The following is a 20,608-nucleotide window of genomic DNA, read 5'->3' as shown; positions in this document are numbered from 1 at the left end:
GGACCCGGAGGCACGGTGGGGTCGTGGCGGCCAGGCAGGATGGGCCCGTGGACATCGAGTCGGTCGACGCCGCGCCCGCCCGGACCTTCCCGCGAACGGTCCTGCGCCAGCGCTGGGAGGATCTGACCTTCCTGCACTGGGCGGTCGCGCCGGACCTCGTCGCGCCGCTGCTGCCCGCCGGCACCCGCCCGGACACTCTCGACGGGAACGCCCACGTCGGACTGATCGGCTTCCGGATGGTCGGCCTCGGTCTCGGCCGAGGGCCGGGCATCCCCTACCTGGGGACCTTCTGGGAGACCAACGTCCGGCTCTACTCGGTCGACGACGCCGGTCGGCGTGCCGTGGTGTTCCGCTCGCTCGACGCGTCCCGGCTGATCCCGGTGCTGGTCGCACGGGCGACCCTGCGGTTGCCGTACCTGTGGTCGGCGATGCGGCTGGACCGCGACGGTGACCTCCGCAGCTACCGCTGCCGCCGACGATGGCCGGGGCCGGTCGGGGCGACCAGCCGGATGACGGTCCGGGTGGGTGCGCCGATCGCCGAGCCGACGCCGCTGGAGCACTTCCTCACCGCCCGCTGGGGCCTGCACACCCGGGCGTACGGGCGCACCCTGCGCCTGCCGAACTGGCATCCGCAGTGGCCGCTGCACCGGGCCGAGCTGCTGCACCTGGACGACGAACTGGTCACCGCCGCCGGGCTGCCGACGCCGGCCGGACCGCCGGTCAGCGTGCTGTACTCACCCGGTGTGCCGGTCCGGTTCGGCCCACCGGCCGCCCTGCGCCGCCACGACTGACCCGGGCGACCTCGCGGGCGGGGCGGCGACGGGTGTGCCGGGCAGCGGGCGGAGGGAACGGAGGCGGGCCCCGCTTGACCTTGACACGGTGAGAGGGCATTCACTGGGTCGCGGAGGTGGTGTCGATGACCGTGCCGAAAGCGGACGCGGACACGAAGCGGGTTCTTCAGGGGCTGGCACACGGCAACGCGTCGGTGCGGCTGCGGGCAGCCTTGGCGGTCGGCACGCGCCCCGCCCCGCAGTGCGTCGAACCGCTCATCGAACGATGCGCGACCGAGCCCGAGTTCTCCGTCCGCGAGATGCTGACCTGGGCGCTCACCCGCCACCCGTCTGCACTGACGGTCCCCGGGCTCGTCGGTGAACTTCGCTCGACGCGGGCGCAGGCCCGGAGCCAGGCGTTGCACACGCTGTCCAAGATCGGGGACCGGCGGGCGTGGCCGGCGATCACCCGGGCGCTGCTGACCGACGCGGACGACGAGGTGGCGCGCAGCGCCTGGCGGGCGGCGGTCGTCCTGGTGCCCGAAGGTGAGCAGGCCGCATTGGCGACGGTGTTGGCAACGCAGCTCGGGCGGGGTGATCGGGGGACGCGGTTGAGCCTTGGCCGGGCACTGGTCGCGCTCGGCGAGGTGATCACGCCGGCCCTGCGTGCCGCGATGACGGACCCCGACCCCCGGGTGCGCGCGCACGCCGTCGCCACCCGCCGGCTGCGGCACGACCCGGACGCCGGATTCGAGTACTCCATCGAGGAGGCCAGGCGGGTGGTCGCCCTCGGTGGGACCGGCCAGGAGGCGTGACCGGCGGTGTCGATCGGTGGCAGCGGGAAGGGTGACCGGCAGTGTTGATCGGTGACGTGGCACGACGCTCCGGGGTCAGCGCCCGGATGCTCAGGCACTACGAATCGCTCGGCCTGGTGCGACCCACGGGTCGTACCGATGCCGGCTACCGCGAGTACTCCGACGAGGACATCCGGCGGATCTTCCACATCGAGAGCCTGCGGTCACTGGGGTTGTCGCTGCGTGAGGTGGGCAGGGCGCTCGATGATCCCGATTTCGCCCCGTCGGCGCTCGTCGACGACCTCATCCGGCAGACCCGGGCGCGCATCGCCACCGAGACGCGGCTACTCACCCGGCTCGGGCGGATCGGGGCCACCGAGCCCGCCGGCTGGGAGGACGTCCTCCAGGTCGTCGCGCTCCTCCAGGCGCTGGCGTCGCCGCGCGCGGGAGAGCGCCAGCGCGCGGCCCTGGCTTCGGTCGAGGCGGTTCCGGTGCCGGTGGAGGCACTGGTCGAGGCGGCGCTGAGCGAGCCCGACCCGCACGTCGCCGGGGCCCTGCGGTGGGCGTTGGCGTACTCGGGCGTCGAGGGGTTGCCGCTGCTGGCGGCGGGGCTCGACGCACCCGTGGCCGAGGTGCGCGAACGTGCCGTCCGGTGCATCGTGGAGATCCCGGACGGTGCCGCGACCGCGCTGCTGCGGGACGCCCTCGCGCACCGCGACGTGGTGGTCCGCAGGCACGTGGCGCTGGCGCTCGGCGCCCGTGGGGTGGCCGCCGCCGTCCCGACGCTCATCGACATGATCGTCGAGGAGGCGAACGACGTCGACGCCGCCGATGCGTTGAGCGCGCTGGCGACCGATCCCGCGTCGGCGGACCGGATCGCCGCCGGGCTCATCGACCGGCTCACCCCCGGCACCGTGGATCCGTCGGCACGTCGACGGCTGACCCAGGCCCTCGCGGACATCCCCGGGGACAGGGCGGCACAGGCCCTGAGGGCGCTGACCGGTGACGGGGACCGTGCCGTGGCGCTCACCGCGACCTACGTGCTCACGCTCCGCACCGCCCAGGACGGCGATTGCTGAGCGGCTGCCGTGCCGGTGCGTCCACGCCGCCCGGGTGGCCGGCGCGCCACTGCCCGGGTCGCCGTCCAAGTGGCCGGCCGGCACGTCGCAGGCCTTCGAAACCGGCGGGCGTACGGGCCGCAATCACGCAAACTGTGAGCGATAACATCGACCGGTGGCGGCTCGCCCCACAATCCTGTGCGCCGCTGTGCAGGGAAGATGCCCGACCTTGCAGAGTAGGATCGGCGATCGGCTCGCATATTGACAGTCGGCGATGTTCGCGTTAACTTGACGGTGGTCGATGGGGTTTCCAGCATGTTTCCGCCACCGACCCGACCGGCCGGCCTCCCGTATCCCGGGGCCGTCGACCGGCCCACGATCAGCAGGCGACCCGTCCCACCGCGCCGTCAGGTGCGGGGGCTGGCCAGCGCTGGCCGTGATCCCGCCCCTCGGAGTCCGGGCCCGATCGGCGGTGCAGCGACCCGTCAGATCCAGATCTTCTCTGTCCCTGCATCGGAGGCTCCTGATGACACATGGCAAAGTCTGGCGTCGGCTGGCGGGGCCGGTCGCGGCCCTGGCGGCGCTGGTCCTGATCGGTAGCGGCGCGGTGGGGACGCCGCATGCGTCCGCGGCGGCAGCCGGCTGCCAGGTCGACTACACGGTGAGTTCGGAATGGCCGGGTGGATTCGGCGCGAACGTGACCATCACCGATCTCGGCGACCCGGTCAGCAGTTGGCAGCTGACCTGGAGCTTCGGGGCCAGCCAGACCATCACCCAACTCTGGAACGGCAGCTACACGCAGTCGGGCGCGCAGGTCACCGTCACCAACGTGTCGTACAACGGCAGCATCCCGACCGGGGGCAACACCTCGTTCGGGTTCAACGGCTCGTGGGCCGGCAGCAACCCGGTGCCCACGTCGTTCGCGCTCAACGGGACGACCTGCACCGGGGGCGTGACGCCCACGACGACGCCCGGCACCCCGCCGTCCACCCCGCCCCCGACGACGCCCGGCACCCCGCCCCCGACGACGCCGCCGGCCACCCGCCTGCCCTGCGACATCTACGCCGCGGGCAACACCCCGTGCGTGGCGGCGCACAGCACCACCCGCGCCCTGTACAGCGCGTACAACGGCAACCTGTACCAGGTCCGCCGCGCGTCGGACAACGCCACCCGCAACATCGGCCCGCTGACCGCCGGCGGCGTCGCCAACGCCGCCGCCCAGGACTCGTTCTGCGCCGGCACGACCTGCCTGATCACCATCATCTACGACCAGTCGGGGCGGGGTAACCACCTCACCCAGGCGCCGCCCGGCGGATTCTCCGGCCCGGCCGCCGGCGGGTACGACAACCTCGCCAACGCGACCGCCGCACCGACCACGGTCAACGGCCAGAAGGCGTACGGGGTGTTCGTGGCGCCCGGCACCGGGTACCGCAACAACAACACCAACGGGGTCGCCACCGGGGACCAGCCGGAGGGCATGTACGCGATCTTCGACGGTACGCACTACAACGGCGGCTGCTGCTTCGACTACGGCAACGCCGAGCGGAACAGCCGGGACAACGGCAACGGCACCATGGAGGCCATCTACTTCGGCAACATTAAGGTCTGGGGCTACGGCACGGGCAACGGCCCCTGGATCATGGCCGACCTGGAGAACGGCCTGTTCTCCGGCGTGAACACCGGTTACAACGCCAACGACCCCAGCATCAGCCACCGCTACCTGACCGCGATCGTCAAGGGTGAGGCGAACCACTGGGCCATCCGTGGTGGCAACGCGCAGTCGGGAAACCTCTCCACCTTCTACAACGGCAAGCGCCCGAACGCCTCGGGCTACAACCCGATGAAGAAGGAGGGGGCCATCATCCTGGGCATCGGCGGTGACAACAGCCACGGCTCCGCCGGCACCTTCTACGAGGGCGTGATGACCTCCGGCTACCCGTCGGACGCCACCGAGGAGGCGGTGCAGGCGAACATCGTCTCCGCCGGCTACCGGTAGCAGTGCCCCGGCCCGCCGCCGGCCCCGCGCCGGTGGCGGGCCACCCCCGGGCCCGGCACGGCGGTCATCGGTTGCGACGGTGCTGAACGATCAGCGCCCCCGCGCTGAGCACCGCCACCAGGCCGCACGCGGAGCCGGCCCACGGGTTGTCCAGGGCCGTCGACAGCACCGTGTTGGCCGCCAGGCTGACGAAGAACACCAGCCACAGCAGCGGGCGTAGTCGGCCGTCCGGCCGCCGCGGCGTGCGGGGTGGGGTCTCGGTGATGCGGTACGGATCGGTCACGGCTGCCTCCTCGGGCGAGAGTTCCATCGACCCCGTCAACGCTAGGCGGGCGGCGCGGCGGGGACGATCCCACCAGCTCGACCGACGGCGGTACAGCAGGCTGTACTTTCCTCGGCGGACGCTGCCGGCCGGGGCCCACGGTGGCCTATGTTGGCGCGGGAGGTCTGTGGATGACACACCTGCGGGACCGGGTCCGCACCTCGGTCGACGCCCTCGAACACCTCGTCGGCGGCCTGGGCGCCGCGCTGCTGGCGATGGCCGCGCTGCTCTGGACGCTGTTCGTGGCGGTGGCCTGCCTGACGGGGGTGGGGCTGCTGGCGGCGCCCGCCGCGCTGCGGGCGGTGCGCGCGGTGGCCGACCGCGAGCGCGCCCGGCTGTCCCGCTGGGACGAGCCGATCCCCACCCCGGGGCCGGTGCCGGCTGGTCTACGGGTGGCGCTGCGCGATCCGTTCGTCCGCCGGGAACTCGGCTGGGTTCCGCTGCACTCGGTCACCGGTCTGATCTCCGGGCTGATCGGCCTCGCGCTGCCGCTCTACGCCGTACAGGACATCACGTTCCCGCTGTGGTACCGGCTGGTCCCGCCCGAGGCCGGTGCGCCGGGGATCGTCTGGTGGCGCATCGACGGGCTGGCCGAGGCGCTCGCGGTCGGCCTGCTCGGGGTGGGCTGGCTGGCCGCCACGGTCGGGTTCGGCCCGGTGCTGGCCCGCCTCCAGGCCCGGCCGGGCCGGTGGCTGCTGTCCCCGCCGCCGGGGGTGGACCTGTCGCTACGGGTCGCCGAGCTGACCGCCACCCGCGCCGCGGCGCTGGACGCCCACGCGGTGGAGCTGCGCCGCATCGAGCGGTCCCTGCACGACGGCACGCAGAACCGCCTGGTCGCGGTCAACGTGCTGCTGGGGGCGGCACGCCGCGCCGTGCGGCGGGACCCGGACCGGGCCGACGAGATCCTCGGGCAGGCGCAGGACGCGGCGGAACAGGCGCTCGCCGAACTGCGTACGGTGGTGCGCGGGATCCTGCCGCCCGTGCTGGACGACCGGGGCCTCGCCGGGGCGCTGGCGGGCCTGGCCGGCAGTTGCGCGGTGCCCTGCCGACTCGCGGTGGACGTGGCGGTACGCTGCGCGGTCTCGGTCGAGGCCACCGCGTACTTCGTGGTGGCCGAGGCGCTGACCAACGTGGTCCGGCACAGCGGTGCCAGCCGCGTCGACGTGGCCGTACGCCGCGAACAGGGCCGGCTGCTGGTGACCGTCGAGGACGACGGGCACGGCGACGCCGACGAGACCCGTGGCTCGGGGCTCACCGGCATCCGCCGGCGGGTCGAGGCGTACGACGGCCGGATGACGTTGACCAGCCCACCGGGGGGACCGACGACAATGGACGTGGAGCTGCCGTGCGGATCGTGATCGCCGAGGACGACCCCCTGCTGCGGGAGGGGCTGGCGCTGTTGCTGCGGGCGGAGGAACTGGACGTGGTGGCCACGGCGGGCACCCCGGGCGAGTTCCTCACCGCGATCGACGCGCACACACCGGACGTGGCGATCGTGGACGTCCGGATGCCGCCGACCCACACCGACGAGGGCATCGTGGCCGCGGTGGAGGCCCGCCGCCGTCAGCCCGGTCTCGCCGTCCTGGTCCTCTCGGCGTACGTGGAGCAGGCGTTCGCCACCGACCTGTTCTCGGTCGGCGCGGTCGGGCTCGGCTATCTGCTGAAGGAACGGGTGGGCCGGGTCGAGGAGTTCCTCGCCGCGCTGCGCCGGGTCGCCGACGGCGGCAGTGTGATCGACCCGGAGGTGGTGGGGCAGCTGCTGGCCCGGAACCGTCGGCCGGACACGGCGTTGAGCGAGCTGTCGCCGCGCGAGCGGGAGGTGCTGGGGCTGATGGCCGAGGGGCTCGGCAACACCGCGATCGCCGAGCGGCTCTACGTCACCGACGGCGCGGTGCACAAGCACATCCGCAACATCTTCGCCAAGCTCCAGCTCCCGCCGGACGACCGGGCCGACCGCCGGGTCACCGCGGTGCTGCGGTACCTCGACGGCGACCGGCGGTAGCGCCTGCTGTACCCCGGTCCCGGCAGCCCGCTGGATGGTTTCCGGTCCCCCACCTCCATAGCGTTTCTGGTGCGCGCAGCTCATACCGATGACACGGAGAGGCCACCAGGATGCCAGTCCATCCGGCACACCCCATCGACCCGGCACGGACCGTCGACCCGACCGGTGCCGTCAGGTCGGCGGTACGCGTCGAACAACTCACCCGGGTGTACCCGGCCGGTCGTACCCCGGTGACCGCGCTGGCCGGGGTCGACGTCGACTTCCACCGGGGCACCTTCACCGCGGTGATGGGGCCCTCCGGCTCCGGCAAGAGCACGCTGTTGCAGACCGCCGCCGGGCTCGACCGGCCCACCTCCGGCCGGGTCGTCATCGGCGACACCGACCTGTCGCGGCTGTCCGAGACCCGGCTGACCGAGTTGCGGCGTACCCGGATCGGGTTCGTCTTCCAGGCGTTCAACCTGATCGGCGCGCTCACCGTCGAGGAGAACATCGTGCTGCCGTTGCGGCTGGCCGGGGTCCGTCCGGACCGGGCCTGGCTGAGCCGGGTGGTCGAGCGGGTCGGGCTCACCGACCGGCTGCACCACCGGCCGGCCGCGCTCTCCGGCGGCCAGCAGCAGCGGGTGGCGATCGCCCGCGCGTTGGCCACCCGACCCGAGGTGATCTTCTGCGACGAGCCCACCGGGGCACTCGACTCGCGTACCGCGGCGGAGGTGCTGACGCTGCTGCGCGCGGTCGTCGACGAACACGGGCTGACCGTGGTGATGGTGACCCACGACCCGGTCGCCGCGTCGTACGCCGATCGGGTGCTCGTGCTGGCCGACGGCCGGCTCGTCGCCGACCTGCCGCAGCTCGGGGCGGCCCGGATCGCCGAGCACCTGGCGTCGCTGGACCGGCGGGCCGTCCGATGACCGGGCTGGCCGTCCGCCTGCTGCGGCACCGCGCCGGCCCGGCAGCCGCGACGCTGCTCGCCCTGGTCGCCGGGGTGCTGATCCTGGTCGCCATGGGCACGCTCGTCGAGTCCGGGCTGCGGTTCCGCCCGGAACCCCGGGTCTGGGCGACGGCCGACCTGGTCGTCGCCCACCGCACGGTCGACCACACGTTCAGGGAGATCGGCGGCGACACCACCACCAGCACCGTCACCCTCCCGGAGGGCGGCACGGTGGACGCCGCCCTGGCCGACCGGATCCGCCGGCTGCCCGGCGTCGCGGCTGTCAACGGCGACGACCGGGTGCCGATCGGCGTGCCCGCCGCCGTCGGGCACGGCTGGAGCACGTACGCCTTCGCCGGCCGGCCGGTCGTCACAGGCGTCGCGCCACGGGCCGACGACGAGGTGGCGGCCGACGCCCGGCTCGGCGCGGTCCCGGGCGACCGCATCGACCTGGTCGTCGGCGGGACCAGCCGGTCCTACCGGGTGAGCGCGACCGTCGAGACCGGCACGGCCGCGGTGTACTTCACCGACGCGCAGGCCGCCCGGCTGTCCGCGCACCCGGGCCGGGTGGACGCCATCGGCGTGCGGGTGACGCCCGACGCCGACCCCGACGCGGTCGGCGACGCGGTCCGCCGGCTCGCCTCGCCCACCGGAGCGACGACCTACGTCGGCGCGGACCGTGGGCAGGCCGAGCAGTCCGCGAACCTGGCCGCCCGGTCGCTGCTGATCGAGGCCGGATCGGCGTTCGGCGGGTACGTCATCCTGCTGATCGTCTTCGTGGTGGCCGGCACGATCGGGCTGTCCGTCCGGCACCGTCGCCGCGACCTGGCCCTGCTGCGCGCGATCGCGGCCACCCCGGGCCAGGTGCGTCGGATGCTGCTCGCCGAGGCTGCGCTGCTCGCCCTGGTCGCCGCCGCGCTCGGTGGGCCCGCCGGTCTGCTGGCCGCCCGCTGGGTGCACGGTGAACTGGTCGGTCGGGGGTTCGTCCCGGCCGGCTTCCCGATGACCGACGGTGTGTTCGCGGTGCCGGTCGCGGTCGGCACGGCGGTGCTCGTGGCGGTGCTCGCCGCGCTGGTCGCCGGGCGGCGGGTCGCCGGGATCAAGCCGATCGAGGCGCTCGGCGAGATCGCCGTCGAGCCCCGGCGTAGCGGCCGGATCCGGTTGGTCTCCGGCGTCCTGACCCTGGCGGCTGCCGGCACCTCCGGGGCGTTCACGGCCGGCAGTGCCGGGTCGACCGCGGCGCTGGCCGGTGCGGTCGGCATGCTCTACCTGTTCGTCATCGCGGTGGCGTTGCTCGCGCCGTGGATCAATGCGTACGCCGCCCGCCTGCTCACCCCGGTGCTGTCCCGGCTCTGGCGGGTCAGCGGCTACCTGGCCGCCGCCAACCTGCGGGCCAACGCGCAGGGCATGGCGACCGTGCTGACCGCCCTGGTGCTGTCGGTCGGGTTCGGCGGCTCGGTCTGGTTCCTCCAGACCAACCTGGAGCGGCAGACCGTCGCCCAGAGCAGCGTGGGGACGCTCGCGGAGCGGGTGCTGACCGCACCGGGCGGGCTGCCCGCCGACGCCGACCGCGCCGTCCGCGAGCTGCCCGGGGTGCGGGCGGCCACCGGGGTACGCCGTACCCAGGTGGTGGTGCGCTCGATCGACGGCATCGAGCCGGTCGGCGCGCAGGCGGTCGACCCGGTCGGCCTCACCACCACCATGGACCTCGACGTGCGCGAGGGCGACCTGGCCGACCTGCTCGCGGGCACGGTCGCGCTGTCCGCGACGCAGGCGTCCGCCTCCGGGTGGCAGGTCGGCGACCAGGCGGCCCTCTGGCTGGGCGACGGCACCCCGGTCACCCTGCGGGTCGTCGCGATCTACGGCCGGGGCCTCGGCTTCGGCGACGTCACGCTGGCCTCCGAGACGGTCGCCGGGCACACCGCCGGGACCACCGACGACGAGATCCTGGTCCGCGCCGGTCCGGAGGCCGATGCCGCGCTGGCCGCCTGGTCGGCCGGCCAGCCGGGCGGCGAGGTGCGCGACGCGGCCACCCGCACCCACCTGATCGGCACCGACCTGGCGCTCGGCGCCTGGCTGAACCGGCTGCTGATCGGCGTGATGGTGGGTTACGCGGCGCTTGCCGCGGCCACCACGATGGTGCTGGCCGCGCTGGCCCGCCGCCGCGAGCTGGCGCTGTTGCGGCTGGTCGGGGTCACCCGCCGACAGATCCGGGCAATGGTCCACGCCGAACAGGCCGGGCTGCTCGGCAGCGCGCTGCTGATCGGCACCTCCATCGCGGCGCTGACCCTGGGCGCGATCGTCGGCGCGCTGACCGGCAGTTCGATCCCGTACGTGCCGCCGCTGGGCGGGGTGGTGGTGCTCGGCGGCGCGACGCTGTTGGCGTTGGCGACCACCGTGTGGCCCGTCCGACGGCTGCTCCGGGTGCCGCCGATCGACCACATCGGCCTGAAGGAGTAGGGGCACGACCGTCGCGCCGCAGGCCCGGACCCGAGCCTGCGGCGCGGCGGCGCGGATGTCTGTCGGGGGTGCCGCCCAGGGTGCAGGGATGGTCGATCGGCGGCAGGTGCTGCACTTCCGGGCGCGGGCGCGCAGCAGCTCGACCGGGCCGAGGGGACGCTCGCCGACACCGCGCTGCTCGACATCGGCGTGCAGGGACCGGTCCGGACGGCGGCCGCGCGGATGCGGGCCGCCGTCACCACGCGATGGTCAAGGGGGACATCTCCGGGCGGCTGGCCGGACGTGGGCACCCGGTCCATCTACTGACCGAAGGTGTAGCGCAGGTTCGCATTGACCAGTTCGTTGAGTCGCTTGCGCAGGTGTCCCAGCAGCGATGGGTCGGGCAGGGGATCGGCGACCAGCAGCGTCCAGCGCAGCTGCGTTCCCTGTCTGCCGTCGGACGCCAGGTCGAAACGGATGTGCGCGTCGGGTCGCCTGGGCCACAGTGATGACCAGACGACCCGGTACGGGTGTTCGGCCCGCAGGATCTGTGGCGGTTGTTCGTCGTCGAGTAGCTGCAGCCAGGGGCGCGTCGGGTCGCGGTCGGGGGCGGTGAGCGCCGCGAAGACGATGGCCGGCGGCGGTGGCTGGCTGCGCGTGCGGCTGCCGACTTCGCGCATGCCTCATCCTACGCCCCGGGGGTGGCGAGCGGTGCCCGAACGCTGGGCGGCCGGGGTCGGCGACTGACGACCGTCTACACCTCCGGCTCCACTGTCGCCTCGGGTTTACGGATGATGTCTGTCGACAGAGGACCCGTCATAGCGTGTCCTTCCCGGGACAGCCCGGCGTGGTCCACGAACGCCACGCCATCCGGCCCGATCCCCGACCTGGTGAAGTGAGGCCCTCTCGATGACGGTTCCACCCCCTGATGCTGCTGGCCCCGGCCGCCGCCGGCTGGCCGGGCTGCTCGCCGCCGTGCTGGTCGCCACCGCGCTGCCGTTGATCGGCGGTGCTCCGGCGGTCGCCGCCCCGGCCGACCCCGGCCCCTGGCGGCAGCTGCCCGACGTGCCGTCGACGAACGCCCGCGACGGGCGGGTACCCGACATCCGCGCCGAACGGTTCGTCGCGTACACCCTCGACCGGGCCGGGCTGGCGGACACCCTGGCCGACGCCCCGGCCGAGCGGGCCGGCGCGGCCCGGCGGGGACAGCCGGGGCTGACCGTCGCGCTGCCCACGCCGACCGGGCGGTTCCAGCGGTTCACGTTGCTCGACTCGCCGGTGATGGAGCAGGGGCTGGCCGCCCGGCATCCCGAGATCAGCACGTACGTCGGCCGGGGCCTGGACGACCCGACCGCGACGATCCGGGCCGACCTGACCCCGTTGGGCTTCCACGCCTCGGTCCGGTCGACCGCCGGCAGCTGGTACCTCGACCCCTACTACCACGGTGACCAGAGCGTGTACGCCAGCTACTACGCCCGGGACCTGGTCGACGCCGACCCGGCGTTCGTCGAACGCGAGGACGTGACGGCGGCGGCCGAGGCGCTGGCACCGGAGACGACCGGGGACGCCTCGGCGGGTCCGCCGGTCACCCTGCGCACCTACCGGTTGGCCCTGGTCACCGACCCCTCGTACGCCACCTTCTTCGGCGCGGAGAACGTCACCGCGGCCAAGGTGACCCTGATCAACCGGGTCACCCAGATCTACGAGGACGAGACGGCGATCCGGCTGGTGCTGGTCACCGACACCGACAAGACCAACCTGAACACCGCCGCCCAGGCCACCGAGCCCAACGGACCGTGCGGCGCGGCGGCCTGCTACACCTCGGCCCAGATCTCGTCGTGCACCAGCTCGCTGCTCAACCGCAACCGGATCGTGCTCGGGCAACTCGTCGGCGCGAGCAACTACGACGTCGGGCACATCGGCCTCGGCCTGCCCGGCGGTGGCGTGGCCGGTCTCGGCGTGGTCGGTCTGGACGGCAAGGCCCGGGGCTGCACCGGGCTGCCGACGCCGGTCGGCGACTACTACGCGGTCGACTACGTGGCGCACGAGGTCGGGCACCAGTTCGCCGGCAACCACACCTTCAACGGCACCCAGTACAACTGCTCCGGCAGCAACCGCAGCGCGGCCAACTCGTACGAGCCCGGCAGCGGGTCGTCGATCATGGCGTACGCCGGCATCTGCCAGCAGGACAACCTTCAGCCGCACAGCGACCCGTACTGGTCGCAGCGCAGCTACACCGAGATCAGCACGTTCGTCACCGGCAGCCGGGCGGCGCTCAACGAGGTGCAGACCGCGTCGCTGTCCGGCTTCGACACCGACGGTGCCTCGTTCACCGTCAGCTACGCGGGGCAGTCCTCCGCGCCGATCGTGCGCGGCGGCAACTACACCGCGGCCGGGATCAAGGCGGCCATCGAGGCGATCTCCGGCTGGCCGGCCGGGGCCACCGTCACCGTGACGGCCTTCGGCGGGTTGGGCGCCCCGAACGACACCGGCTTCCAGGTCACCTTCGGTGGGGGCCCGCTGGCCGGCGTCGACGTGCAGTCGCTCGGACTGGCCGGCATCGGGGCGGTGACCGGCTTCGTCGGCGAGACCGCCCGGGGCGGCGCGGCCGGTAACGGCGGCGTGCTGACCGAGCAGACCGGCAACCGGGCCCCGGTGGTGACCGTGCCGGCGTCGGCGTACACCATTCCGGCGCGGACCCCGTTCACCCTCACCGGTGGCGCGACCGACGCCGACGGGGACACCGTGAGTTACCTGTGGGAACAGAACGACCGGGGTGGCAGCGCCGGCACCGCGCTGGTCACCAACACCAAGACCAACGGGCCGCTGTTCCGGCAGTTCGGCGAGGCGGCGGCGGTCAGCCCGACCGACACGCTGGAGTACCACTCGCCGGGGGAGAACGCGGTGACCACCGACCCGACCCGGCACTTCCCGAACCTGGCCCAGGTCGCCGCGAACAACACCAACGCGGCCACCGGCGCCTGCCCGGCCGCGCCGGCGCCGCCGGCCACCGGCGGGGCGAGCAACGTGCCCGCCGCGACGGTGGACTGCTACTCGGAGTTCCTGCCCACCGCCGACTGGGTCGGCGTCGCCAACGATCGGACCCTGCACTTCCGGCTCACCGGGCGGGACAGCCACCCCGGTGGCGGTGGTATCGGCAGCGCCGACGTGGCGCTGACGGTCGCCCCGGCGGCCGGGCCGTTCCTGGTCACCTCGCAGTCGACGCCGAGCGCGCAGCTGGGCGGTGGCACCGCCCCGATCACCTGGGACGTGGCCGGCACGAACACCGCGCCGATCAACGTGAGCGAGGTGCGGATCTCGCTGTCCACCGACGGTGGGGCGACCTTCCCGTACGTGCTGGCGGAGCGCACCCCGAACACCGGTGCCGCGACGGTGACCTGGCCGAACGTGGACACCGCCCGGGGCCGGATCAGGATCGAGGCGGTCGACAACGTCTTCTTCGACCTCAACGACGCCGATGTCGCCATCACCCAGGTGCGCGCGGCGACGGTCACCTACACCGGTGACACCCTCGCCTCCCCGGTGGGCGGCGCGGACTCGACCGGGGTGCTGCTACGGGCCACCGTGCGTGGTGCCGGTGGTGACATCCGGAACGCCACGGTGACCTTCACCGAGGGCGACGACACGCTCTGCTCGGCGACGGCGAAGCCGTTCGGTGCTGCCGCCGACGACGGCTCGGCCAGTTGCCTCGCCGCGCTGCCGGTCGGGGCGCATCCGGTCACCGCGGTGCTCGCCGGGGCGTACACCGGCAGCGACACGGCCACCGTCACGGTGGTCGCCGGGGACGGCCGGTCGATCAGCGGGTCGGGCTACCTGAAGGGTGGGACCACCGCGGGTGGCTATCCGCTCGACGACGACCGGCGGATCGAGGTGACCCTGGACGCGCGGATCAACAACGGCAAGAAGCTGGTCGGCAGCGCCAAGGTCGGCTACAAGTCGGCCGGCAAGCGGTACAAGTTCCAGAGCACCGGGCTGGACTCGCTCGGCATCGGCGCGGTGGCCGGCGAGCCGGTCGCCGACCTGCGTTACCCGGTCACCCTGTACGACATCTCCACCGCGCAGAGCCCGGTCGCGGTGGCCACCGGGCTGACCATGCGGGTGACCGCCACCGACCGGGGTGAGCCGGGCCGGCGGGACGGGATCGGGATCACCGTCTGGGACGGGGACCGGCTGCTCTTCTCGTCCGACTGGACCGGGTCGACGACCCGGGAGGGCACCCTGACCGCCTCCGGCGGCAACCTCACCATCGGCTGACGAGCGGGTCGTAGCGGCACGCCCGGACGTCCTCCTTCGCCCGACGCGGACGGGGGAGGACGTACGGGCGTGGTGCCGGAGTCGGCGCTGTCCCGGGTGGAGTCCGGTGCCTCTGCCCCCGGGCCCGGCCGCGCGCCGTTCTGCCGGGGCAGCAGTGGGGGAACCACGGTCGATCGAGGGGAAGGCCGGGCCGTTGGTGTGGTGTGACGGTCAACCGGCACGATGGTGGGGTGACCGCTCCCGCCCGCGCACCGCTCGCCACCCTGGACGCGGTCCTCGAACGGCTGACCTATGTCAACGAGGAGACCGGCTACACCGTCGCCCGGGTCGCCACCGACCGTGGGGCCGACCTGTTGACGGTGGTGGGCGCGTTGCTGGGCGCGCAGCCCGGGGAGAGCCTGCGGCTGTCGGGGCGGTGGTCGTCACATCCGAAGTACGGCCGGCAGTTCGAGGTCGACTCCTACACCACGGTGCTGCCGGCGACCATCCAGGGCATCCGGCGTTACCTCGGTTCCGGCCTGGTCAAGGGCATCGGGCCGGTGTTCGCCGAGCGGATCGTGGCGCACTTCGGTCTGGACACCCTGCGGATCATCGAGGAGGAACCCGCCCGGCTGGTCGAGGTGGCCGGGCTGGGGCCGAAACGCACCGCCAAGATCACCGCAGCGTGGGAGGAGCAGAAGGCCATCAAGGAGGTGATGGTCTTCCTCCAGGGCGTCGGGGTGTCGACGTCCCTGGCGGTGCGGATCTTCAAGCAGTACGCCGACGCGTCGATCGAGGTGGTGACGAAGGAGCCGTACCGGTTGGCGGCGGACGTGTGGGGCATCGGGTTCAAGACCGCCGACACCATCGCCCAGGCTGTCGGCATCCCGCACGACAGCCCGCAGCGGGTGATAGCCGGCCTCCAGTACACCCTGTCCGAGGCCACCGATTCGGGCCACTGCTACCTGCCGGTCCCCGAACTGGTCGCCGACGCCACGAAGATCCTCGACGTGCCCGGTGACCTCGTCAACCGCTGCCTGGACACCCTGACCGCCGAGGAGGGCGTGGTCCGCGAGGTCCTGCCCGGCGACGACGGTGAACCGGTGCCGGCGGTGTACCTGGTGCCGTTCCACCGCGCCGAGCAGTCCCTCGCCGCCGCCCTGCTGCGGCTGCTGCACGACCGGGCCGACCGGTTGCCCCACTTCACCGACGTCGACTGGCCCAGGGCGCTGGCCTGGTTGCGGGCGCGCACCGGCAACGACCTCGCCCCCGAGCAGGAGCACGCCGTCCGGCTCGCGCTGACCTCGAAGGTGGCGGTGCTCACGGGCGGGCCCGGCTGCGGCAAGAGCTTCACCGTCCGCTCGATCGTCGAACTGGCCGCCGCGAAGAAGGCCAGGGTGACCCTCGTCGCCCCGACCGGCCGCGCCGCGAAACGCCTCTCGGAGCTGACCGGGCATCCCGCCGCCACCGTGCACCGACTCCTGCAACTACGCCCCGGCGGGGAGGCCGCCCACGACCGGGACAACCCCCTCGACGTCGACCTGCTCGTCGTCGACGAAGCCTCCATGCTCGATCTCATCCTGGCCAACAAGCTCGTCAAGGCGGTGCCACCCGGCGCCCACCTGCTCCTGGTCGGCGACGTCGATCAACTGCCCAGCGTGGGTGCCGGGGAGGTGCTCCGCGACCTGCTCACCGCGCCCACCGGATCAACGCCGGACGCCCGCCCCTGCTCGACGGACTACCGGACTTCTTCCTGTTCGCCTGCGACGACACCGAGGCCACCGCCGCGCTGACCGTCGACGTCGCCTGCACCCGCATCCCCACCCGCTTCGGCCTCGACCCGCGCCGCGACGTGCAGGTCCTCGCCCCCATGCACCGTGGGCCCGCCGGTGCCGCCGCCCTCAACACCCTGCTGCAACAGCGCCTCACCCCGCACCGCGAGGGTCAACCCGAGCGGCGGATGGGCGGACGCGCCTTCCGGATCGGCGACAAGGTCACCCAGATCCGCAACAACTACGACAAGGGCCAGGCCGGCGTCTTCAACGGCACCCTGGGCATCGTCACCGCGCTGTCCCCCGAGGAACAGACCCTCACCGTACGCACCGACGAGGACGAGAACATCGACTACGAGTTCGACGAACTCGACGAACTGGCCCACGCCTACGCGATGACCATCCACCGCTCGCAGGGGTCCGAGTATCCCGCCGTCGTCATCCCCCTGACCACCAGCGCCTGGATGATGCTGCAACGGAACCTGCTCTACACCGCCGTCACCCGGGCCAGACAACTCGTCGTCCTCGTCGGCTCCCGGCGGGCCCTGGCCGCCGCCGTGCGTACCGTCGGCGCGGGCCGCCGCCACACTGCCCTCGACCACCGCCTCACCGTCGCCGCGCGCTGACCGCTCGCGCCGCCGCGCGGGACGCGACGGGCGGCCCGGCAATTCCGGTCCCGCACCCGGTGCCGGCCGCGACGCGCTGATCGGGTTCCGTACCCGATCAACGCTTCCAGCGACCGCCGGTCGCCCGGCCCGACCTCCCGGCGTCGTCACACCGCGGTGCGCCGCCACTGCTGGTGGGTGCCGGTGCCGCAGGTCCACTGCACGACCGGGACGCCGTCGGTCAGCCCGGCGCCTGTCACGTCGAGACACCTGTTGCTGTGCCGGGCGACCATCTGCACGTAGCCGTCGCCGACGTCCTGGAGCCGCCACCGCTGGTTCGGCTGCCCGTTGGCGGCCCACTGCACGATGTCCGTGCCGTCGGCCGTCCCGGCGTTGTCGACGTCCAGCAGTTTCGCGCTGTGCCGGGCGGTCAGGGTGTAGCTGGCCGGCGGCGGAGTGGTGGTCTCGGGGGCCAGCCGGTAGAGCCCGGCGCCGTGGGCGGGCAGCGACCGGGTGAACGTCCCGGCCGAGGTGCCGAGGTTCGCACCGGACCACAGGTCGGTCACGACGGCCGAGCCGATGCCGAGGTCGGCCAGGTTCACCGACACGTCGGCCGCCGTGCTCTCGCGGTTGAACAACGCGACATACCGATCGTTGCTGTCCGGCACGTCGGCGGTCCACACCTGTCGGGTTCCCCCGGTGAGCTGGCGGTTGTTGGCGCTGTGCCGGTCGACCGCGAGCACCGCGGAGTTGGTCATCAACGCCAGCTCGGCGGCCCGGTTCTCCACGAGGTTGCCGCCCCACATCAGCGGTGCCCGGTTGATCACCCAGAGGGTCATCAGGGTGCGCTGCTCGTCGGCGGTGAGGTTCGAGTACCGGGGTGAGCCGACCGGACCGTACGTGGACAGCCGTCCGATCGGGATCATGTCCGGGTCGGGCCAGGCGCCCTTCGTCCGGTACGGCGTCCAGTTGCGGAGCTGGTCGAACAGTGCGTCGAGGGCGTACCAGTTGTCCCACAGGTCGTTGACGATGCGCCACGTGTGTGCGTTGGACTGCACGTGTGGGCCGCTGGCCAGTGGCGTCGCGCCGGGCGACAGGCTGAGCACCATCGGTCGACCGCTGTGCTGGATCGCCAGCCGGTAACCCTCGATCTCCGCCTGCCGGTACGTCGGCGCGGCGATGTCGTCCACCTTGACGAAGTCGACCCCCCACGAGGCCAGCAGCTGGAACACCGAGTCGAGGTACGCCTGCGCGCAGGGGTTGGTCATGTCCAGACCCCACATGAGGTTGAGCCAGGCCGCGGTGGTGCTGTTGTCGATCTGGTTGGCGCGGCAGTTGGTGCCGAGGATCGGCACGTTGTCCGCGACCGCCTGCCGGGGAATGCCCCGCATCAGGTGGACGCCGAACTTCAGTCCCTGCGCGTGCACGTGGTCGGCCAACGGCTTGAATCCGTTGGTGCCTGCCGCCGACGGGAACCGGGTGGTGTCGGGCAGCAGCCGTCCGTTGGCGTCCATCCGGAGTCGGGGTTGCCGGTTGGCGTCCTGGTTCGGGCTGCCGTTGTGCTGCCCCGGGTAGTACCAGGCCCAGTCGACGACGATGTACTCCCAGCCGTACTGCCGCAAATTCGCGCCCATGTAGTCGGCGTTGGCCCGCACGTCGGCCTCGGTGACGCTCCAGTTGAAGGAGTCGTAGCTGTTCCATCCCATCGGCGGGGTGTCGGCGACGCCGTTGTCCCACGCCTGGGCCCGTTGCGGTGGATCGCTGACGACCAGGCCCACCACGAGCACGAGCATCGCGACCAGCAGGATGGCCGTTCGATCGAACACCGGATTGATCGTGGGGTTGCTCATCGGACCTCCATGCATCGAACCCGTCGGGGACGCCCACCGCCGGCAACCGTGGACGTCGTGGATGGTGGGGCGGGTACGACCCGCCGCGTCGGTACGTCGGCCGACCCGGGCCGGCCGCCCGGGGCACCCCGTACGCCGGTCACCACCGCTGGCGAACGGTGGTGACCGGCGTACGGGGTGGTCGGGTCAGCGGTAGCCAGCGGCCACCACGTCGGCCTGGACGGCGTTCTCGGTCGCGTCGGACGGGTAGCCGGCGACCATCGCCCCCTCGTAGAAGGTGCCGGCGCTCAGGTTCGCGCCGCCGTCGGGCTTGCAGCAGTCCCCGCCGCTGCCCAGGATGATGGCGCCCTGCTTCTTCATTGGGTTGTACCCGGAGGGTAGTGAGCCGTCCCAGAGGGTGTAGAGGCTGCCGGACTGGGCGTTGCTGCCCTTGATGGCGAACCGGGTGGTGCCGTTGTTCTTCAGCGTCGCGGTGACGAACTTGCTGGTGAAGGCCCGCTGGTTGGGGTTCCAGGAGCTGCTGCCGCCGGGGAACAGGCCCCATTCCAGGTCGGCCTGCACCCAGGGCCCGGTGCCGGAGCAGCCACCGAACCAGCACTGCTTGCCGAAGTTGATGGCGTCCATCGCCCCGGCGGCGTCGGCCTTGCGGGTCGTCTCGCTGTTGCCGTAGTCGAAGCAGCAGCCGCTGTTGACGTGGGTGCCGCTGGTGACCATGTACATGCCCTCGGGCGCGGCCCCGGTCGGGACGCCGGTCAGGTGACCGTCGCGCCAGTAGCTGTTGCCCGGGTTGATGTAGAGCGAGTACGCCTTGGCGCCACCCACCGTCAGCGACTCCGAGGTGGCCACCGCCGGCTTGCTCTGCGGTGAGCCCGGAACCACGCTGGAGCCCTGGTACCACAGGTCGTTACCGCGACCGGACTGGTCGAAGACGACGGTCACCACGCAGGTGGTGCCGGCGCAGAACGAGTCCTGGTCCGCCGCGTTGGCGGTGCCGCCCGTGCTCGACAGCCCGATGTTGCGAGTCGTGTTGTCCGATGAGCGCCGTACCTGGTAGAGGTTGCCGGCGTACGCCGCGTAGAGCGCCCGGGTGGTGCTGTGGGCGGCCACGCACGCAGTGCCGCCAGCGGCGTAGATGTCGCACGGACGGCTGCCGGGCGGCGGGGGAGTGGTGGCCGGAGAGGTCCACTGCTGGTTGGTGCCGCCGTGGCAGGTCCAGAGGTGGATCCTGGTGCCGTTCGTGGTGCCGTTTCCGCTGGCGTCGAGGCACAGCCCCGACTGCTCTCCGGTGATGGTGCCGTTGGCGTTGACGTTCCACTGCTGGTTGTTCTGGCCGTTGCAGTCCCAGATGATCGCCGCGGTGCCGTCGGTGGTGCCCCGGCCGGAGGCGTCCAGGCACTTGTTGCCATACACCATGAGCTGCCGGTTGGACGTCCAGGTCCAGGTCTGGTTGGGGTTGCCCTGGCAGTCCCACAGCTGGGTCTGGGTGCCGTTGGTGGTGCTGGAGTTGGGGACCTCGAGGCAGCGGCCGGATCCGGTGCCGACGATCCGGGTGCTCTGCCCCGGCTCGATGGCGGCCACCGACGACGACGCGGCCTCGGCGGTCCCGGAGGTGATGCCGGGGGTGGCTCCGGCGACGGCGAGGACGCCGGCCAGCGCGCCGACCAGCACGGTCAGCCGGTGGAGGCGACGGCGTCGCGGGATGGGATCGCGGACCTGGCCTGATCCGCTCGGGGACGGGGTACGCACGAAGCGGCTCCTTGGTTCGTAGCAGCGAGGCGGGCCTGACGGACCCGCCGGGGGTGGTGGTGGCGAATCGGT

Annotated in this window: 13 protein-coding genes and 1 pseudogene; 10 read left to right on the top strand and 4 right to left on the bottom strand. The window is 72.8% G+C overall.

From position 1 onward, the window contains the following. Positions 1–47: 47 nt before the first annotated feature. The 4 genes from ACIG87_RS01225 (at position 48) to ACIG87_RS01210 (ending at position 4,618) form a co-directional block, all read left to right on the top strand. Positions 48–791 (top strand): YqjF family protein, encoded by a 744-nt coding sequence (locus ACIG87_RS01225; RefSeq protein ID WP_396847001.1) that lies wholly within the window; start codon positions 48–50, stop codon positions 789–791. A gap of 125 nt (positions 792–916) precedes the next feature. Then, the gene (locus tag ACIG87_RS01220) at positions 917–1,585 is read left to right on the top strand and encodes a HEAT repeat domain-containing protein (RefSeq protein WP_396846999.1); all 669 of its coding nucleotides are present in this window, start codon (positions 917–919) and stop codon (positions 1,583–1,585) included. Positions 1,586–1,626: 41 nt separating this feature from the next. Further along, positions 1,627–2,643 carry a MerR family transcriptional regulator gene (locus tag ACIG87_RS01215; RefSeq protein ID WP_396846997.1) on the top strand — a complete coding sequence of 339 codons (1,017 nt, stop codon included), beginning with the start codon at positions 1,627–1,629 and terminating at the stop codon, positions 2,641–2,643. Positions 2,644–3,148: 505 nt separating this feature from the next. Beyond that, positions 3,149–4,618: an arabinofuranosidase catalytic domain-containing protein gene (locus ACIG87_RS01210; RefSeq protein WP_396846995.1), complete on the top strand. Its 1,470-nt coding sequence runs from the start codon at positions 3,149–3,151 to the stop codon at positions 4,616–4,618. A gap of 64 nt (positions 4,619–4,682) precedes the next feature. Here the strand turns inward: ACIG87_RS01210 and ACIG87_RS01205 are convergent, their stop codons facing one another. Next, complete coding sequence (locus tag ACIG87_RS01205; protein WP_396846993.1) at positions 4,683–4,901, bottom strand: hypothetical protein; 219 nt, start codon at positions 4,899–4,901, stop codon at positions 4,683–4,685. Between the two features lie 170 nt (positions 4,902–5,071). Here ACIG87_RS01205 and ACIG87_RS01200 point away from each other — a divergent pair, with 170 nt between their 5' ends. From ACIG87_RS01200 to ACIG87_RS01185, 4 genes are all read left to right on the top strand, one after another. Further along, the gene (locus tag ACIG87_RS01200; protein WP_396846991.1) at positions 5,072–6,298 is read left to right on the top strand and encodes a sensor histidine kinase; all 1,227 of its coding nucleotides are present in this window, start codon (positions 5,072–5,074) and stop codon (positions 6,296–6,298) included. Then, positions 6,286–6,942, top strand: coding sequence for a response regulator (locus ACIG87_RS01195; protein WP_396846989.1), 657 nt, complete (start codon positions 6,286–6,288; stop codon positions 6,940–6,942). Before ACIG87_RS01200 ends, ACIG87_RS01195 begins: the two co-directional genes overlap by 13 nt. 110 nt (positions 6,943–7,052) lie before the next feature. After that, positions 7,053–7,850, top strand: a complete 798-nt coding sequence (locus tag ACIG87_RS01190; protein ID WP_396846987.1) for an ABC transporter ATP-binding protein — start codon at positions 7,053–7,055, stop codon at positions 7,848–7,850. Beyond that, positions 7,847–10,330 (top strand): FtsX-like permease family protein, encoded by a 2,484-nt coding sequence (locus ACIG87_RS01185; protein WP_396846985.1) that lies wholly within the window; start codon positions 7,847–7,849, stop codon positions 10,328–10,330. The genes ACIG87_RS01190 and ACIG87_RS01185 overlap by 4 nt, the downstream gene beginning before the upstream one ends. Positions 10,331–10,629: 299 nt before the next feature. Here the strand turns inward: ACIG87_RS01185 and ACIG87_RS01180 are convergent, their stop codons facing one another. After that, positions 10,630–10,989 (bottom strand): hypothetical protein, encoded by a 360-nt coding sequence (locus ACIG87_RS01180; protein WP_396846983.1) that lies wholly within the window; start codon positions 10,987–10,989, stop codon positions 10,630–10,632. 229 nt (positions 10,990–11,218) lie between these two features. Between ACIG87_RS01180 and ACIG87_RS01175 the strand changes: the two genes are divergently transcribed. Both ACIG87_RS01175 and ACIG87_RS01170 read left to right on the top strand, forming a co-directional pair. Continuing rightward, a complete protein-coding gene (locus tag ACIG87_RS01175; protein ID WP_396846981.1) occupies positions 11,219–14,584 on the top strand; it encodes a M12 family metallo-peptidase in 3,366 nt (1,121 codons plus the stop codon). 230 nt (positions 14,585–14,814) lie between these two features. After that, a pseudogene (locus ACIG87_RS01170) lies at positions 14,815–16,961 on the top strand (AAA family ATPase). 146 nt (positions 16,962–17,107) lie between these two features. Here the strand turns inward: ACIG87_RS01170 and ACIG87_RS01165 are convergent. Together ACIG87_RS01165 and ACIG87_RS01160 are read right to left on the bottom strand one after the other, a co-directional pair. After that, positions 17,108–18,790: an alpha-galactosidase gene (locus ACIG87_RS01165; RefSeq protein WP_396846979.1), complete on the bottom strand. Its 1,683-nt coding sequence runs from the start codon at positions 18,788–18,790 to the stop codon at positions 17,108–17,110. Between the two features lie 186 nt (positions 18,791–18,976). Continuing rightward, positions 18,977–20,536: an arabinofuranosidase catalytic domain-containing protein gene (locus tag ACIG87_RS01160; protein WP_396846977.1), complete on the bottom strand. Its 1,560-nt coding sequence runs from the start codon at positions 20,534–20,536 to the stop codon at positions 18,977–18,979. Positions 20,537–20,608: the final 72 nt, after the last annotated feature.

Origin of the sequence: Micromonospora sp. NPDC051925 (assembly GCF_044548625.1) — a bacterium.
In the GTDB taxonomy this organism is placed as follows: domain Bacteria; phylum Actinomycetota; class Actinomycetes; order Mycobacteriales; family Micromonosporaceae; genus Micromonospora.
The sequence above is the reverse complement of the archived record's forward strand: the minus strand, read 5'-3'. Positions and strand labels throughout refer to the sequence as shown.